17 protein-coding genes, 1 tRNA gene and 1 pseudogene are annotated in these 16,068 nt (G+C 66.3%); 11 read left to right on the top strand and 8 right to left on the bottom strand.

Translation table 11 applies throughout. The annotated features are described in order from the left end of the window. Nucleotides 1–29: 29 nt before the first annotated feature. The 5 genes and pseudogenes from AC4BCK_RS15045 to AC4BCK_RS15025 form a co-directional block, all read left to right on the top strand. A complete protein-coding gene (locus AC4BCK_RS15045) occupies nt 30–635 on the top strand; it encodes a TetR/AcrR family transcriptional regulator (protein WP_363954700.1) in 606 nt (201 codons plus the stop codon). A 221-nt stretch (nt 636–856) separates the two neighbouring features. Beyond that, nucleotides 857–1,843 (top strand): ABC transporter substrate-binding protein, encoded by a 987-nt coding sequence (locus tag AC4BCK_RS15040; protein ID WP_174181449.1) that lies wholly within the window; start codon nt 857–859, stop codon nt 1,841–1,843. Next, nucleotides 1,840–2,682, top strand: a complete 843-nt coding sequence (locus AC4BCK_RS15035; protein WP_174181451.1) for an ABC transporter permease — start codon at nt 1,840–1,842, stop codon at nt 2,680–2,682. Before AC4BCK_RS15040 ends, AC4BCK_RS15035 begins: the two co-directional genes overlap by 4 nt. Further along, on the top strand, nt 2,679–3,452 hold the full coding sequence (locus tag AC4BCK_RS15030; protein ID WP_363954704.1) for an ABC transporter permease: 774 nt from the start codon (nt 2,679–2,681) through the stop codon (nt 3,450–3,452). Before AC4BCK_RS15035 ends, AC4BCK_RS15030 begins: the two co-directional genes overlap by 4 nt. Before the next feature lie 130 nt (nt 3,453–3,582). Beyond that, nucleotides 3,583–4,302: pseudogene (locus tag AC4BCK_RS15025) on the top strand (ABC transporter ATP-binding protein); the annotation flags it as partial. On the opposite strand, the gene AC4BCK_RS15020 reads toward AC4BCK_RS15025, so the two are convergent. The 3 genes from AC4BCK_RS15020 to AC4BCK_RS15010 all read right to left on the bottom strand — a co-directional run bounded on the left by AC4BCK_RS15020 (nt 4,280) and on the right by AC4BCK_RS15010 (nt 7,057). Further along, nucleotides 4,280–4,915, bottom strand: a complete 636-nt coding sequence (locus AC4BCK_RS15020; protein WP_490566071.1) for a DUF2461 domain-containing protein — start codon at nt 4,913–4,915, stop codon at nt 4,280–4,282. The pseudogene AC4BCK_RS15025 and the gene AC4BCK_RS15020 sit on opposite strands and share 23 nt — an antisense overlap. A 143-nt stretch (nt 4,916–5,058) precedes the next feature. Continuing rightward, nucleotides 5,059–6,555: a catalase gene (locus AC4BCK_RS15015; RefSeq protein ID WP_174181458.1), complete on the bottom strand. Its 1,497-nt coding sequence runs from the start codon at nt 6,553–6,555 to the stop codon at nt 5,059–5,061. Nucleotides 6,556–6,571: 16 nt separating this feature from the next. Further along, nucleotides 6,572–7,057 (bottom strand): Fur family transcriptional regulator, encoded by a 486-nt coding sequence (locus AC4BCK_RS15010; protein WP_174181459.1) that lies wholly within the window; start codon nt 7,055–7,057, stop codon nt 6,572–6,574. 95 nt (nt 7,058–7,152) lie between these two features. Between AC4BCK_RS15010 and AC4BCK_RS15005 the strand changes: the two genes are divergently transcribed. Both AC4BCK_RS15005 and htpX read left to right on the top strand, forming a co-directional pair. After that, a complete protein-coding gene (locus tag AC4BCK_RS15005) occupies nt 7,153–8,424 on the top strand; it encodes an MFS transporter (protein WP_490566070.1) in 1,272 nt (423 codons plus the stop codon). 32 nt (nt 8,425–8,456) lie between these two features. Next, on the top strand, nt 8,457–9,326 hold the full coding sequence (gene htpX / locus AC4BCK_RS15000) for a zinc metalloprotease HtpX (RefSeq protein ID WP_400575400.1): 870 nt from the start codon (nt 8,457–8,459) through the stop codon (nt 9,324–9,326). A 145-nt stretch (nt 9,327–9,471) separates the two neighbouring features. On the opposite strand, the gene AC4BCK_RS14995 is transcribed toward htpX, so the two are convergent. Continuing rightward, nucleotides 9,472–9,963, bottom strand: coding sequence for a YajQ family cyclic di-GMP-binding protein (locus AC4BCK_RS14995; protein WP_104184409.1), 492 nt, complete (start codon nt 9,961–9,963; stop codon nt 9,472–9,474). Nucleotides 9,964–10,159: 196 nt separating this feature from the next. Between AC4BCK_RS14995 and AC4BCK_RS14990 the strand changes: the two genes are divergently transcribed. From AC4BCK_RS14990 to AC4BCK_RS14980, 3 genes are all read left to right on the top strand, one after another. Continuing rightward, nucleotides 10,160–10,414, top strand: coding sequence for a hypothetical protein (locus AC4BCK_RS14990; RefSeq protein WP_310108920.1), 255 nt, complete (start codon nt 10,160–10,162; stop codon nt 10,412–10,414). Between the two features lie 168 nt (nt 10,415–10,582). After that, nucleotides 10,583–10,664, top strand: a tRNA-Tyr gene (locus tag AC4BCK_RS14985). A 289-nt stretch (nt 10,665–10,953) separates the two neighbouring features. Continuing rightward, entirely contained in the window at nt 10,954–11,385 is a 432-nt protein-coding gene (locus AC4BCK_RS14980; protein WP_174181468.1) for a CBS domain-containing protein, read from the top strand. A gap of 199 nt (nt 11,386–11,584) precedes the next feature. On the opposite strand, the gene AC4BCK_RS14975 is transcribed toward AC4BCK_RS14980, so the two are convergent. Together AC4BCK_RS14975 and AC4BCK_RS14970 are read right to left on the bottom strand one after the other, a co-directional pair. After that, nucleotides 11,585–12,589 (bottom strand): LysM peptidoglycan-binding domain-containing protein, encoded by a 1,005-nt coding sequence (locus tag AC4BCK_RS14975; RefSeq protein ID WP_490566069.1) that lies wholly within the window; start codon nt 12,587–12,589, stop codon nt 11,585–11,587. A gap of 367 nt (nt 12,590–12,956) precedes the next feature. After that, nucleotides 12,957–13,688, bottom strand: a complete 732-nt coding sequence (locus AC4BCK_RS14970; protein WP_490566068.1) for a potassium channel family protein — start codon at nt 13,686–13,688, stop codon at nt 12,957–12,959. A 69-nt stretch (nt 13,689–13,757) separates the two neighbouring features. Here AC4BCK_RS14970 and AC4BCK_RS14965 point away from each other — a divergent pair, with 69 nt between their 5' ends. Next, nucleotides 13,758–14,306 carry an acyl-CoA thioesterase gene (locus AC4BCK_RS14965; protein ID WP_174181474.1) on the top strand — a complete coding sequence of 183 codons (549 nt, stop codon included), beginning with the start codon at nt 13,758–13,760 and terminating at the stop codon, nt 14,304–14,306. Between the two features lie 4 nt (nt 14,307–14,310). Here the strand turns inward: AC4BCK_RS14965 and AC4BCK_RS14960 are convergent, their stop codons facing one another. Both AC4BCK_RS14960 and AC4BCK_RS14955 read right to left on the bottom strand, forming a co-directional pair. Then, nucleotides 14,311–15,108, bottom strand: a complete 798-nt coding sequence (locus tag AC4BCK_RS14960) for an efflux permease Rv1217c-related protein (protein WP_251422015.1) — start codon at nt 15,106–15,108, stop codon at nt 14,311–14,313. Then, entirely contained in the window at nt 15,105–16,028 is a 924-nt protein-coding gene (locus tag AC4BCK_RS14955; protein ID WP_490566067.1) for an ABC transporter ATP-binding protein, read from the bottom strand. The genes AC4BCK_RS14960 and AC4BCK_RS14955 overlap by 4 nt, the downstream gene beginning before the upstream one ends. Nucleotides 16,029–16,068 lie beyond the last annotated feature (40 nt).

The raw sequence follows: 16,068 nt of genomic DNA, 5'->3' as shown, positions 1-16,068 counted from the left end.
GGAGGGAGCCGCCACCTAGGATTGGACTTATGGCCCGCCCCACACGAGACGAACGCAAGGCCGAGCTCCTCGCCGCCATCCTTGACTATCTGATGGACAAGACGCTGGCCGAGCTCACCTTCCGGAGCCTGGCCGACGGCCTGGGGATGAGCGCCTACGTGCTGGTGTACCACTTCGGGAGCCGCGACCAGCTCATCAACGACATCGTGGTTTCCATCGAGTCCCGGCTGGACCGGATGCGCAACACCGACGTGCGGGACATCGACCGCGCTGCCTGGCGGGACTTCCTGCTGGATTCCTGGCAGTGGACCATGGCGCAGCGCAACCGGCACCTCACGCGGCTCGAATTTGAAGCGACGGCGCAGGACATTGTGGCCGCCGAGCCGCGGGGGACGTCGCAGGAGCACTTCCGGATGCTCCACCACAAGACCCGCGACTGGCTGATGGTCCAGGGGATATCGGAGGAATTCGCCGATACGGACGCGCGGCTCTTCACCTCCACTTTCTACGGACTCCAGTTCGACTTCGTGGTCATGAACGAGCCGGAGGCAGCCACGAAGGCTTTCGAACTGATGCTCACGGTCTTCTTCAACAACCTTGAGACCCGGCTGGCGGCTGGCGGACAGGGCGGCTGAGCAGCCCTGCCTGCCGGACTCCCTGGCGGCCCGACCGCGGCAGTACAGTGCCGCCGTCGGGTCCCTTACGCCGCCGTCCCAGAGCTGTAACAATGAGCCGTACATCGGTGGCCTGGCCGTCGTACCATGATTGAATCAGAGTAATCGAACGACTGTTCGAATGGCGAACACTAGGGCTTGGGAACGCAGCGGTTCCGGGTCATGGGCACGAAGGAGTGAACATGAAAAGTCGTCTTATTTCCGTCCTCGCAGCGGCCTCCATCCTGGGGCTGGCGGCCTGCGGCAGCGGCTCGCCCAGTTCCACGGGAGGCGGAACCGCACCCGCCACCGGGGGCGGGGATGCGGGTTTGACCAAGGTCAGCGTGGGCGTCATCCCCATTGTCGACTGCGCGCCCATCTATCTCGGTGACAAGCAGGGCTTCTTCAAGGAAGAGGGCCTTGAGCTGGATATACAGACAGCCACCGGAGGCGCGGCGATTGTCCCCGGCGTGGTCAGCGGCAGCTTCGACTTCGCCTTCTCCAACCTGATCTCGGTCATGGTGGCCAAGGACAAGGGGCTGGACCTGAAGTTCGTGGCAAACGGTGCCTCCACCACGGGTGAAGAGGGCAAAGACATCGGCGGTGTCGTTGTCCCGGCCGGATCGGACATCCAGTCCGCCAAGGACCTCGCCGGCAAAACTGTTTCCGTGAACAACCTCTCCAATATCGGCGACACCACCATTAAGTCGGTCATCGAGAAGGACGGCGGCGATCCCAGCGGCGTGAAGTTCGTGGAAGTTGCCTTCCCTGACGCACCTGCGGCGCTGGCCAACAAGCAGGTGGATGCAGCATGGATCCTTGAGCCGTTCCTGTCCAAGGCCGTGGATGAGGGCGGAACGGTGGTGTCATCGAACTTCGTGGAGATGAGCCCGGAACTCGATATCGCCGGCTACTTCACCAAGGGCGACACCATCAGCGGTAAAGCCGACCTGACGGAGAAGTTCACCCGCGCCATGAACAAGTCCCTGGAATACGCCCAGGAGCACCCGGACGAAGTCCGCGAGATCGTGGGCACGTACACCAAGATCGACGAGGCCACACGGGCGAAGATGATCCTCCCGCGCTACCGCGTTGAGTTCGACGAGGGCGCGTTCAAGACGCTGGGCGACGCGGCAGCCAAGTACGGCACCCTCTCCAAAGCCCCCAGTGCGGACGACCTCCTCCCGTGAGTTCGGAAACCCTGGCCGCCGGCGGTGCCGCTCCATCCGTGGAGCGGCAGCGCCGGAAGGCGGGCAAAGGAGCAGCGAAACAGCTGCTGGGGATCCTGGGCATCATCGGATTCCTGGCGACGTGGGAGCTCATTCCCCGGCTTGGCCTGATCGATGAACGGTTCCTCCCGCCCGCCAGCGAGGTCATCGCCGCCCTGGTTGTCGACTTCGGACTGACGGCCTTCTGGGTTGCGGTGGGCGAGACCATGAAGGCGTGGTTCCTCGGCCTGCTGATGGCCGTGGCGGCCGCCGTGCTGCTGGGCTTCATCATCGGCTCCAGCGAGTTCCTGCGGAAGGCCACCAACTCCACGATCGAGTTCCTTCGACCCATCCCGTCGGTTGCCCTCATCCCGTTGGCCGTGCTGCTCTTCGGCGTGAAAATCGAGTCCTCCCTCCTCCTGATTGTGTACGCCTCCTTCTGGCAGGTCCTGATCCAGGTGCTGTACGGGGTGGCCGACGTGGACATGGTTGCCAACAACACCGCCAGGACGTACGGCCTGGGCAGGATGGCCCGGATCCGGTACGTGGTCTTTCCCACCGCGCTGCCCTACCTGATGACGGGGGTACGGCTCGCCGCGGCCGTGGCTCTGGTCCTGGCCATCACCGCGGAACTCGTCATCGGATCCCCGGGACTCGGCAGGGAAATCGCCCTGGCCCAGTCCGGCGGCGCCATCTCCGGCATGTACGCCCTGGTGCTGGCCACCGGTCTGATCGGCGTCCTGATCAACATGCTGATGCGCCAGATCGAAAAACGGATCCTGGGCTGGCACTCGTCCATCCGGTCGGAGGTGATCGTATGAGGACGGCCAGGAACATCGGCTACATCCTCGGGCTGCCCGTGCTGCTGGTCCTGGTCTGGTGGGTGTCCACCCTGGGCTCAGTCAACTTCTTTGTCCCCAAGCCGGCAGACCTCGTGGAGACGTTCGGCGAGGTCTGGTTCGGTGACCGCTTCTTTTCCGATGTCCTGCCCAGTCTGGGCCGGCTTGTGGTGGGCGTCGCCGTTGCCATCCTCATCGGGGTGGTGGGTGGTGTCCTGATCGGATCCGTCCGGTGGCTGCGTTCCCTCCTGGAACCGACGCTGGAGTTTTTCCGCGCCATCCCGCCCCCGGTCCTGGTGCCGGTCCTCATGCTGCTCATGGGAATCACCGATTCCATGAAGGTCATGGTGATCATTTCCGGCTGCGTCTGGCCGGTGCTGCTGAACACCATCGAAGGCGTCCGCGCCGTGGACCCTGTCCTCTCCGACTCCGCCCACACGTACGGCATCAGCGGCTGGGCGCGGGTCCGGTACCTGGTGCTGCCCTCCGCGAGCCCGCAGATCATGGCCGGAGTCCGACAGTCACTGTCCCTCGGGCTGATCCTGATGGTGATCTCCGAAATGTTTGCCTCGTCCTCCGGGCTGGGCTTTACGATCGTCCAGTTCCAGCGGTCCTTCGCCATCCCCGAGATGTGGTCCGGCATCGTGGTCCTGGGCCTGCTGGGCGTGGCCATGTCCTTCATCTTCCAGTGGGCCGAACGGAACATCCTGCGCTGGTACCACGGCCAGAAAGTGGTAGAAAATGCAGCCTGACCCCACCCAACCGAACACGGAGGCCACGCTCTCCGTACGGGGGCTGAAGAAGGTCTACCAGACCGACGGCGGCGACGTCGAGGCTGTCCGGAACCTCACCTTCGACCTGCGCGCCGGGGAGCTGGCCTGCCTGGTGGGGCCCTCCGGGTCCGGCAAGACCACGCTGCTCAAGTGCATCTCCGGGCTCATGGCGCCCACCGAGGGCGAGGTGCTCCTGGACGGCAAGCGCGTGACCGGCCCGCCCAAGAAGATGGCGGTGGTGTTCCAGGAATACGGGCGTTCGCTGTTCCCGTGGATGCGGGTGCGGGACAACGTCGAACTGCCGCTGAAGAACCAGGGTGTCCCCAAGGGCGAACGCGACCGGCTGGTGGATGATGCCCTTGAAGCAGTGGGCCTCTCCCACGTCCCGCGGTCCTACCCCTGGCAGCTCTCCGGCGGCATGCAGCAGCGCGTCGCAATCGCCCGGGCCATCGCCTACCAGCCCGAGGTCCTGCTCATGGACGAACCGTTTGCGGCGGTGGACGCGCAAACCAGGGCCGACCTTGAGGACCTGATCCGGGTTGTCTGGAAAAAGCTCGGCGTGACGGTGCTGTTCGTGACCCACGACATTGACGAATCGGTCTACCTTGGCGAGCGGGTCATCATCCTGTCGAGTTCTCCGACGGTGATCCAGGAGGATATCCAGATCGACCTCCCGGCGGACCGTGACCAGCTGAACACCCGTTCCCTGCCGCGCTTCACCGAGCTTCGCCACCACGTCTACGAACAGATCCAGCTGGCCAAGAAGGGACACCGGCCCGCTGCGGCATCAGCAGGTGAAACACCCGTCAAGGGGCAGCGTGCCGGCTGACCCAGTCCACCAACGGGCGCAGGCCATCCCACAGCGCCGCGATCTCCCGGACCGCGCCGGGGGTGGCCAGCCAGTCCGGCCGGCCCAGGCTGACGCTGGCTGAGAGGGACTTGTGCTTCAGGAGTTCCGCCCGCGGATGCTCACGGGCGTACCCCCGCGGGACTGTTTTCAATTTCTCGCCCTCAACGGAGAAGCCGGCCGCGGCAACAGCCTCCACGATGTGGCGGAGAGCCTCACCTGTGCCTGAAGCGTCCACCGAGTTGCGGTAGCGGACCAGCTGCGCAGGGGTGTGCGAGTGGCAGCCCCCGCCCACCAGCAGGCCGTCGGCGCTGATCTGCAGGTAGTAGCCAACGCCTTCCTGGACGGATGCCACCGCACCCTGGGCCGTCTTGTACGGGGACTTGTCCTCGGAGAACCGGATGTCCCTGTTGGGCCGGAAGAGCTTCGCCGGACCGAACCGGGGCTCCAGCTCGGCGAGCAGAGCTGCCAGGGGTTCCTTGACCAGCGACTGGTATCCGGCCTTGTGCTCCTGCCACCACTCCCGGTTGTTGTTGTCCGGAAGCTCTTCGTAGAACCCGAAAGCGCCGGCCGGGATGCCCTGGAAAGTTGTCATGGTGCGAGCCTAGGCTCGCCCAACGCCGGGGGACAGTACCCGGAAAGGCTATGTGCAAAGGCTGCCCTATGTGGAAAAGGGACCACCCCGCCACGGAATCCGTGACGGGGTGGTCCCTTGGGGCAACCTCAGGAAAGGCTGGATCAGCCGATCTTGTTGGCTGACTCTGCGTCCGAAGCCGGGGCTGACGGAGCATCGGCGGCACCGAGGTTGGCACGCAGCTTGGCGCCGAGGTCGGCGTCAACGTTGGTCCAGTACTGGATGGCGCGTTCCTTGATGCCGGGGCTCTTCACGCCGCCAACGGCACCGGTGATGGTCTCGAGCAGGCGGGCCTTGGCGCCGTCGTCGAAAACCTCGCGGTACAGCGCGCCGGCCTGCACAAAGTCGCTGTCCTCAGCGTGGAGGGAGTGCGCAGCCAGCGTCAGCTCGCCGTCGTTCTCCCAGCCGCCGGCCGGGTTCTGCGGCTCCACGGCAGCCGGGCCGCCCACGGAGTTGGGGGCGTACACGGGAACGGACGGGGCGTTGAAGTGGTAACGCCCGGCGCCGTCCTGGCTGTAGTTGTTGACCTGGTTCTTGGGCTGGTTCACCGGGATCTGGGCGTGGTTGGTGCCCACGCGGTAGCGGTGTGCGTCCGCGTAGGAGAAGATGCGGGCCTGCAGCATCTTGTCCGGGGAGGCGGCGATGCCCGGAACGAAGTTCGACGGCGCAAAGGTGGCCTGCTCGATCTGCGCGAAGTAGTTCTCCGGGTTCCGGTTCAGCTCCATGGTGCCCACCTTGATCAGCGGGTAGTCGCCGTGCGGCCACACCTTGGTCAGGTCGAACGGGTTGAAGCGGTAGGTCTTGGCGTCCTCGTACGGCATGACCTGGACGTGGAGGTCCCAGGACGGGAAGTTGCCGGCTTCGATGTTCTCGGACAGGTCGCGGATGTAGTAGTCCGCGTCCGAGCCGGCCAGCTGCTCGGCCTGCTCGCTGCTCATGGAGTTCACGCCCTGGTTGGACTTGAAGTGGTACTTGACCCAGAAGCGCTCGCCCTCGGCATTGATCCACTGGTAGGTGTGCGAGCCGTAGCCCTGCATTTCACGCCAGGAGGCGGGCAGGCCGCGGTCGCCCATCAGCCAGGTGACCTGGTGGGCGGATTCGGGGGACAGGGTCCAGAAGTCCCACTGCATGTCTGCGTCGCGCAGGTGGGTGCCCGGGAGGCGCTTCTGGGAGTGGATGAAGTCCGGGAACTTGATGCCGTCGCGGATGAAGAAGACGGGGGTGTTGTTGCCCACGAGGTCGTAGTTGCCCTCGGAGGTGTAGAACTTCACGGCGAAGCCGCGGGGATCGCGCCAGGTGTCCGGGGAGCCGTTTTCGCCGGCCACGGAGGAGAAGCGGATCAGCATTTCGGTTTCGACGCCGGCCTGGAGGAAGGCTGCCTTGGTGTACCTGGACACGTCCTCGGTGGCCTTGAACGTGCCGAATGCGCCGCCGCCCTTGGCGTGCACTACGCGCTCCGGAACCCGCTCGCGGTTGAACTGGGCGAGCTTCTCCACCAGGTAGTGGTCAGTCAGGATGATGGCACCGTCGGCACCGACTGACTTGGAGTGCGCGTCGGACGTAACGGGGGCACCTGACTGGGTTGTTGAAATGGCAGTCATTGTTCTCCTATTTCTCTTATTTCTGTGGTTCTTCAGAGGGACGGTTGGAAGGAAGTTGTTGGGACTGCTGGCAGTCCTGGCAGATGCCCTGGTACATGACATCGGCGATCTGGATGGTCATCGGCTTGGCACCCTCATCCCAGTGGGGGGTAAGGCAGGGCGCGTGGCCCACTGCGCAGTCGACGTCCTCCACCCGGCCGCAGCTGATGCAGATGGCGTGGTGGTGGTTGTCTCCCACGCGCGTCTCGTACAGCGCGGGAGAGTGCGGGGGCTCGAACCTGCGGAGCATGTGCAGGTCCGTCAGGTCGCCCAGCACCACATACACGGACTGGGCCGTCAGCTCGGGAAGCTCGGCGCGGGCGGCGCTCAGGATGCTTTCGGCGGGGGAATGGGGATGGCGTTCGACGGCGGCCAGGACCGCCAGCCGCTGTTTGGTCACCCTGCGGCCGTGGGCGCGCAGGGCGGCAGCCCATGCTTCGTGGCCGTCAAAGTGTTCCGTCATGACACCATTGAAGCACTTATTATGAACATCTCACAATAAGGCGGGACTAACCTCGCGCGAACCAGCAGCCACATCCGCACCACTAGGGTTGCAGGGTGGGGAAACTGCTCGCTGACATCACGCCGCTCCGGGAGAGCCCGGCGTTCCGCAGGCTCTGGCTGGGATCCGCCGTGTCCGCCGTCGGAAGCCAGCTCACCCTGGTGGCAGTCAGCCTGCAGGTCTACCGCCTGACCCAAGACAGCTTCTACGTGGGGCTGCTGGCCGTTTTCGCCCTGGTGCCGCTGGTGATTGGCGGGCTGCTGGGCGGTTCCATAGCCGACGCCCACGACCGCCGGACGGTGGCATTGCTCGCCACCTCTGTCCTGTGGCTGACGACAGGCGTGATTGCCCTGCAGTCCTGGCTGCAGCTGGACAGTGTGTGGCTCCTGTATCTGTTGGTGGCGGCGCAGAGCGGAGCCCAGGCCATCAACCAGCCGGCCCGCAGCGCCATCCTCCCCATGCTGGTCCGCAAGGAACTCCTGCCCGCGGCCAATGCCCTCAGCATGATGTCCTTCGGCCTCGCCATGACGGCAGGTCCACTGCTGGCCGGCGTGCTGGTGGCCTGGATAGGGTTCGCGTGGACCTACACCCTTGACTTCATCAGCTTCGCGTTCGTGCTGTGGGCGGTGTACCGGCTGCCGCCCCTGCCGCCCTCGGGAACTCCGCGCAGGCCCGGACTCCGCTCCGTCGTCGAGGGCTTCCGCTTCCTGGGCACCCGGCCCAACGTGCGAATGACCTTCGCCATTGACCTGATCTCCATGATCCTGGCCCAGCCGCGGGCGCTCATGCCGGCCATCGGCGCGGTCATGATCGGCGGCGGCGAGGCCACCGTGGGCATCCTCCTCGCCTCCACCGCCATCGGCGCCTTCCTGGCCGGACTGTTCTCCGGGCCGCTCGGGAATGTCCGCCGGCAGGGGAGCGCCGTGGTGTTCTCGGTGATGGGGTGGGGCGCCTCCATTGCCGGGTTCGGGCTGGTGGTGCTGCTGGCCGGGCGCGCTCCGGACGGGGCAGTGACGCCGTGGCTGCTGCCTGCGGCACTGTGCTGCGCGCTGGCCGGGATTGCCGATTCCATCAGCGGAGTCTTCCGCCACACCATCCTGCAGGCAGCAACCCCGGACCACCTCCGCGGGCGCCTCCAGGGGGTGTTCATCGTGGTGGTGGCGGGCGGCCCCAGGATCGGCGACCTGCTGGCAGGCGGCGCAACCAAAATCGTGGCAGAGGGCTGGGTCCTGCTGATCGGCGGCTTCCTCTGCATCGCCGGCGCGTGGGCGGCCGCAAAGCTGCAGCCCGGCTTCAGGGAATACGACGCCCGGAACCCTGTTCCCTAGACAGCCGTTCCCTTAGTGAGTAAGGAGGAGACGTGCACAAACATTACAACGGCCTCAAGACGGCGGCGCTCTTCGGGGTGCTGTGGGCGGTGCTCCTCGGACTCGGGGCGGTGATCGGCACCAGCACCCGCAGCTCCGCGCCCATCTGGATCATGGCCTTGGTGGGGGTGTTTACCACCGCCTACGGATACTGGAACAGCGACAAGATCGCCATCCGGTCCATGCAGGCCATTCCCGTGGACGAGGCGCAGGCCCCGCAGCTGTACCAGATGGTCCGCGAGCTGTCGGCCCGGGCCAACCAGCCCATGCCGCGCATCTATCTGTCGCCCACCATGAACCCCAATGCCTTCGCCACCGGCCGGAATCCCCGCAACGCCGCGGTCTGCGTGACCCAGGGCATCCTGCAACTGTTGGACGCCCGGGAACTTCGCGGGGTCCTGGGACACGAGCTCATGCATGTCTACAACCGGGACATCCTCACCTCGTCGGTGGCGGCCGCCGTGGCCGGCGTGATCACGTCGGTGGGGCAGATGCTCCTCTTCTTCGGCGGCGGTGACCGGCGCAACGCGAATCCACTGGCCATGATCGCCATGGCGCTGCTGGCCCCCTTCGCGGCGTCCCTGATCCAGCTCGCCATTTCCCGGACGCGGGAGTACGACGCCGACGAGGACGGTTCGCAGCTGACCGGCGATCCGCTGGCCCTCGCCTCAGCCCTGGGCAAGATCGAGCGCGGCGTCAGCATCGCCCCGCTGCCCCAGGACCAGCGCCTGGTCAACGCCTCACACCTGATGATCGCCAATCCGTTCCGCGGCGGGGCGATGAACAAGCTGTTCGCTACCCATCCGCCCATGCGGGACCGGATTGCGCGGCTGGAGCGGATGGCCGGCGGGCCGGTGCGCTGACGCCAGGTTTCCCCGCCGGCGGAGCATCGACACGCAAAATCGAAGGCGACGCGCAAAAAGGGTGGCGCTGCCCGCATACGGGGAGCGCCACCCTTTACGCGTAGCGGGAACACTTTTGCGCATCGAAAACCGACGGCGCGGGCTGCTAGCTGCGGAAGTTCACAAACTGCAGGTCCGCTTCGTCGAAGTCCTTCAGCAGGGCCATGGTGGCCTGCAGGTCGTCACGGGACTTTGAGGTCACGCGCAGTTCGTCGCCCTGGATCTGCGACTTGACGGACTTGGGGGCCTCATCGCGGATGAGCTTGTTGATTTTCTTCGCCAGGTCCTGCGCGATTCCCTCCTTGATGGAGGCCTCGAGCCGGAACTCCTTGCCGGAGGCATACGGCTCGCCGGTGTCCAGGGACTTCAGCGAGATGCCGCGGCGGATCAGCTTGGACTGGAGGACATCCAGCACCGCGAGCACGCGTTCCTCAGAGTTGGCCTTCATCAGGATCTTGTCGCCGCTGAAGTCCACCTCGGCTCCCACGCCCTTGAAGTCGTAACGCTGGGCCAGTTCCTTCTGTGCCTGGTTCAGCGCGTTGGCCACTTCCTGCTTGTCCACTTTGCTTACGACGTCGAACGTTGACTCGCCTGCCATGACTCTCCTTGTGCCGGTGGGAACCCTGTGCGCGGACAGGGCTTGATCGCTGCCTAAAAGCCTAATACGGATGCCGGTGTTGGTGGGGGAGCGTGGGGAAGCCGGGTTCACAGTTCCCTCTCAGCGGACACCCGGAGGGAACGAAGGAGGCGGCCGCAGAGTTGAAGGAGTTGGGAAGTTGCAGGAAGGGAACACCATGCACCGCAAAGCCGTCCGGTACGCCACGCGAACCACCACGGCAGCAGCCGGAGCGGTTGCCGGGGCCGCCAGTTCCGTTGCGGCCGCGGCAGTTGCTGCGGCAATCGTCTTCAGTCCCGTGCCGGACGCTTCAGCCCGGATGGAAGGCGTCCACGAGGATCTGCTCAGGGCTGTCCAGCTGAACCAGATCACGGAGGAGCAGGCCCTGAAGTTCGAGGCGCGGCTCGCCGGCAGGATCCTCGGCGGGGCCTGATTCCGTCCATTTCCCCTGGTATTGCAAGGGTTTTGGGAGTGTCCGCGGCCCGATTCGATTCTTCGGCGGAAGTTCTGTAAAGTTGTCTTGCCCGCGGTTACTGGAAGCGGAACGGCCCGGAAACGGACGGTTCGCAGACTGCATTGGCGGGTACTTCTTTTGAAGTTCGGCAGATTACCCGAGCGGCCAAAGGGGGCTGACTGTAAATCAGCTGGCAACGCCTACGGGGGTTCGAATCCCTCATCTGCCACCCAAGGAGAAGCCTCCGGAACCGAATGGTTCCGGAGGCTTTTTTGTGTCCCGGAACCCGGAGCCTGCACCGCATAACGGGCTTTTTTGCGGGCCCTGCCCCCGGTGGTTACGGGCCGCGAAGAAGGCCGGAAATCCAGGAATTGTCCCCCGGCGCCGAGGGCGGAAGTCCCCTTCCAAAGCCGCGGAAAACCGCCGTCGACATCACCAGGAGCCCGGCGTAGGCTGGCAGCATCGGCGCATGTGCCCCGGTACCCTGCGTCGATATCCCCATCGATGAAGGAGGACCAATGAGTGCCGTACGTGAGTTCATGACGACGGACGCGCAGTGTATTAAGGAAAACCAGTCCCTGGTGGATGCCGCCAAGATGATGATGGACCTGGACTGCGGGTCGCTGCCCATCTGCGGTGACGACGGCAAGTTGAAGGGCATGATCACCGACCGCGACATCGTGCTCAAGTGCGTGGCGGCAGGACGCGATCCCCGCGAGATGATGGCCCGCGACCTCGCCTCGGGCCGGCCCCACTGGATCGACGCGGACGCGAACGTTGACGCGGCGATCGAGATGATGGAAACCCACCAGGTCCGCCGGCTCCCGGTGATCGCCGACCACAAGCTGGTGGGCATCATCAGCCAGGGCGACATTGCCCGGAACTACTCCGAGCAGCGCGTGGGTGAGCTCGTGGAGCACATCTCGGAGCGCAAACGGATGAACGCATAGGTTGGATTTCCCCGTCAGGGTTTCCCGCTACCAACGCCACGGGGTCCCCTCCGTGGCGTTTCTTTGTGTCCGGTCATGGCCTTGCCCGCGGCTCCCCGCCGTCAAGGCTAGGAACCGCGGACAAGCTTGCGAAACCCGGTGGCCCTTCAGCCGTTCCGGCCAGGGTGCCGGCGGGGCCTTCCCGTCAGTTCAGTGCACGTCAGTTCAGGGCAATCAGGAGCATCTGGCTGGTGCCCGGGATGCAGGTCTGGAGGATCGCACGGGGGAAACCGCCGAAGACGGCAATGACGTCGTTGGTGGTCCCCGGGTTGGGCACCTGGCCCCGTGCTGAGACGGTATAGGTTCCGTAGCCCGGGATGCTGACGGTTTCCCCGACGCCTATGCCGGAGAACCGGGCCCACCCGCCACAAAAATCGTGCTCAGTGATAAAGAGCGAGTAGCCGTCGTTGGGCGTGTAGTGGATGGGCCCGATGCAGGCGTCCACCATGGACTGCCCGCCGGCGCCGGCCACGTAAATGGTGCGGACGGCCGGGGCTGCCGGGACAAAAACAGGAGCGGGGGCGGGAGCGGGGGCTGCTGCGGGTGCGGCGGCCGCCGGTGCGGGAGCCGGTGCCGGCGCAGGGGCGGGCGTGTCCGCCGCTACCGCAACAGGCGGTCCCGTGAGCACCAGCGTCTGGCCCGGAACGATGATGCTGTAGTGGCCCAGTCCGTTCGCCGCGAGCATGGCGTTCATGTCCACGCCGTGCCTGGCCGCGATGGCTCCAACGGTATCGCCCGGAACCACGGTGTACAGGTTTGGGTCACCCGCCGGAGCAGGCGCAGGTTCAGGAGCTGGCGCAGGTGCTGGCTCCGGCGCAGGCGGTGGCGCCGGCTCGGCAGCGGGCGCCGGCGGGGCGGGAGCCCCGGAAACTGCCTCCGAAGCAGCCTCGGCCGCGGGCTGGGCTTCGGCGGCTGCTGCGGCGTTCGGCACCTCCGGCAACGCGGCGGCGGCAACCTGCCCAACCGTCGTCGTGCCCTGGTCCACTGACGCGGGCGGCCCCGCCAGGGCGCCGACGCCCACCGCCGCCACCACGGCGGCTGTTGCCATGCCGGCCCACAGCCTGTTGCTGATGGCCGGCCGTCCAGTGGTGATCTCGGTGCGGGGTTCATCCGTGGCGAAGCTCCTGCTGGGGCCTTCGGGGATGGAAATATATGGCTGGTTCATGGGTAGCCCGTCCAGGCTCGGTCCAGCCGGGCCGGAGCGGTGCGCTTCGGCGGGCGGGACGGATCGAGGGGAACGCGCAGGCCGCCACCGCTGATGCGGGGCCGCGGAAAGGCGCGGGATGGAGGCATCCGCATACCCAGAAAATACGGAGGCTCCGCGAGGGGCGGGACCCCGGGAAGCAACTCCGGGGGACCGCCGGCACTGTGTTCGGTCCTAGGAATCCCGAGTCTAGGAAGGGCGCACCTTAGCGGCACCAGTAGGAATTACCCGAATATTTGAGTGCGGTACTTGGTGGCGCGGAACCTGCTACTCAACCGCGGAAGGCCCGGTACTTGCCGGGCAGCGGTGTTTTCCGGACAGCCGCGGGCTAGGGCGTTCGCCGTTCCTGGAGGGCAGCGATCTCACGCCGCAGCGCGGCAATTTCGGCCGCGAGGTCCGCCACCTGCGCACGGACCGGTTCCTCGGCCTCGGAGACTGCCTCAGCCGTATCCTCTACCCGCTGGACCAGCCACGAGGCGATGGACGCCGTGACCACGCCCAGCACGGCGATGCCGCTCATCATCAGGGCAGCGGCAACCATCCGCCCGATCGGCGTCACCGGGTACATGTCGCCGTAACCCACGGTGGTGATGGTGGTCATGGCCCACCACAAGGCATCGCCGAAGGTGACGATCTTCGCGTCCGGGGCCGACTGCTCCACGTCCAGGACCGCCAGGGCGCCCACGAACACCAGCATCGTGGCTGAACCCGCCACATACGTGACCACCCGGCCCCTCAGGGTGTCGCCCAGTGTCCGGTGCAGCACGGACAACAGTGTCACGAGCCGCAGGAGGCGCAGCGGTCGGAAGAACGGCAGCGCCACGATCACCAGCTCGTGCAGGTTCCGGACAAACCAGCTGCCGCGGTCCGCTGCCAGCCACAGGTTGGCCAGGTAGTCCACGGCAAAGATGCCCCAAGTGGCCCACATGACAGCCTCGAGCAGGAGGGCGGCGCTGCCTTCGATCCGGCCAATCACCTGCCACGCGTAGGCCCCCAGGAAGATGAGCGCCGTCACCGTGAGAGGCCAGTCCGCCAGATCCCGGTAGCGTTGTTGCGTCATGCAGGAAATCCTACTGGCAGCGCCATGGCGCGCTGCGGCCCCAATGTTACTGGCGGGTAGCATTGGGGGATGCACCTCCTCCTGAGAACCCTGCTGATGCTGGTCCGTTCGTCGCGCCGGCCGCCCCTGACCGTCTGGGACAGCTCATCGCTTCCGCTGCGGGTCCTGCCGACGGACATCGACATTGCCATGCACGTCAACAACGGTATGTACCTGTCCCTCATGGACCTGGGCCGGTTCGACCTGATGGTGCGCAGCGGGGTCTGGAAGCGGATGCGACGGCGCGGCTGGGGACCGGTGGTGGCGGCGGAGACCATCGCCTTCCGGAAGTCCCTCCAGCTGTGGCAGCACTACACCATCGAGACCCGCATCATCGGGCTGGATGCCAAAGCCATCTTCTTTGAACAGCGCATGGTGGCCGACGGTGAGGTGTACGCCCGCGCGTACATCGCCACCCGGCTGGTCCACAAAGGGCGGCCCGTCAGCCAGGCGGACATCCTGAAGGAGTTCGGCGAACCGCCTGCGGACCTGGAGCTTCCCGACTGGATCCACGAATGGCGGGCGTCCAGCACGCTGCCCGGGAGCCGGACACCAGCACCGCACAGCTGGGAAGCGTAGCGGCTTAGGCGCCCACGTCCCTCCGCTCCAGGGCAACGGCGGCGAGCGCCACCAGCGCGGCCGAGATGGCCCACAGCCATGCCGCCGCCGGCCAGTCCGCCCCGTTCGCCACCGGCGAGTTTCCGTAGGCCCAGTGGTAGGGGCTGAGGTTCAGCAGCCACTCCACGTCCTTGCTCTGCCGTCCCACCGCGTTGAACACATACCCGAGCACACCGACGCCGGCACCGGCTGCCAGCCCGTACGTGCGGCGGCCGGTAACAGCGCCAACACAGAGGGCAGCCGTTCCGCTCAGCAGTGCCAGCCCGGCGAACAGCACGGAGGCGCCCAGCAGGTTGCCCAGCCCAATGCCCAGCTGCGCCGGCCCGTTCAGCAGCCACACCAGGGAGCAGACCAGAGTCGCCAGCAGCACCACGCGCAGCAGCAGGGCAAGGGCCCGTTCCAGCACCACCTGCACCCTGCGCACCCCGTGCGCCAGGGTCAGTTCCAGCTGGCCCGACTCCTCGTCCCCGCCCACGGCCGCGGCGCCCCAGGAGACGGATGCGATGGTCATCAGGAGGAAGCCGAGGAGCCCGAACAGCGTGGCCTGCGTGTAGCCCGGACCGGTGGCAATCTGGTCATAGTTCAGCGCCTTTGTCATCTCCGGAGGGAGGGCATCGATCATGTCCTGCATCTGCGCGCTGCCGCCGATGGACGGGTACAGCGGCAGGTAGAGGAAGATCGCGGCGGCCAGGCCCAGCGCCCAGCCCAGGGTGGAGCGCCACGTGTCAAAGAAGGCCCGGCGGAACAATGGAAGAGTTGTCACCGTGCCTCCTCCTGCGGGGCGGCGTACATCGTCAGCACTGCTTCCTCCAGGTCCGGTTCCTCCAGGACGAGGTCAGTCAGCCGGAGGGAAGCCAGCATCCTCACCAGCGGCTGGATGTCCCCGCCAAGGGTGGCGGACAGCGTCGCCGTGCCGTCGGACTCCAGCACCTCCACGTGTCCGACGCCGGGCACGCCACTGAGCAGCGCAGCGGCGTCGTGCGCTGCAATGCCGGAGGTGGTGAAGCGGACGCGGCGCAGGGCACCTTCGCGGAGGCCGCTGACTGATTCGACGGCGATGATCCTGCCGTCCCGGAGGATGGCCACCGTGTCCGCTGTCTGCTGGACCTCGCTCAGGACGTGCGAGCTGAGGAAGATGGTCTGGCCGCGGTGCCTTGCCTCGCGCACCATGGCGTGGAACTCCTGCTGGACCAGGGGGTCCAGGCCGCTGGTGGGCTCATCGAGGACCAGGAGCTCGGGCTGGTGCATGAACGCCTGCACCAGGCCCAGTTTCTGCTTGTTGCCCTTGGATAGCCTGCGGATATGGCGGGTGAGGTCCAGACCCAGCCGCTCCGCCAGCTGGTCCACCCGGCCCGGCGGCACCGGCCCGCTGATTGCCTCATAGTGGGCCAGCAGGGTGCGCCCCGTTACCCGGCCGGCCAGGAACAGCTCCCCGGGAAGGTAGCCGATGCGGCGCCGCAGTTCCGGACCACCTGCCCGCGGGTCGGTCCCCAGCACCCGGATGGTCCCGCTGGTGGGGCGGATGATGTCGAGCAGGCAGCGCATGGTGGTGGTCTTTCCGGCACCGTTCGGGCCGATCACACCAAAGACGGAGCCGGCCTCTACCTCGAAATCCACGCCGTGGAGCACTTCGCGGCGCCCGAATTTCTTGGTCAGGGACTTCGCTGAGATAGCGGTTGCCATCAGACCTCCTGGGTGCGCACGCGCGGCGATGACCCCAGAC

This window comes from Pseudarthrobacter sp. As-47 (assembly GCF_058215595.1).
This window is presented reverse-complemented; position numbering and strand designations above follow the sequence as displayed.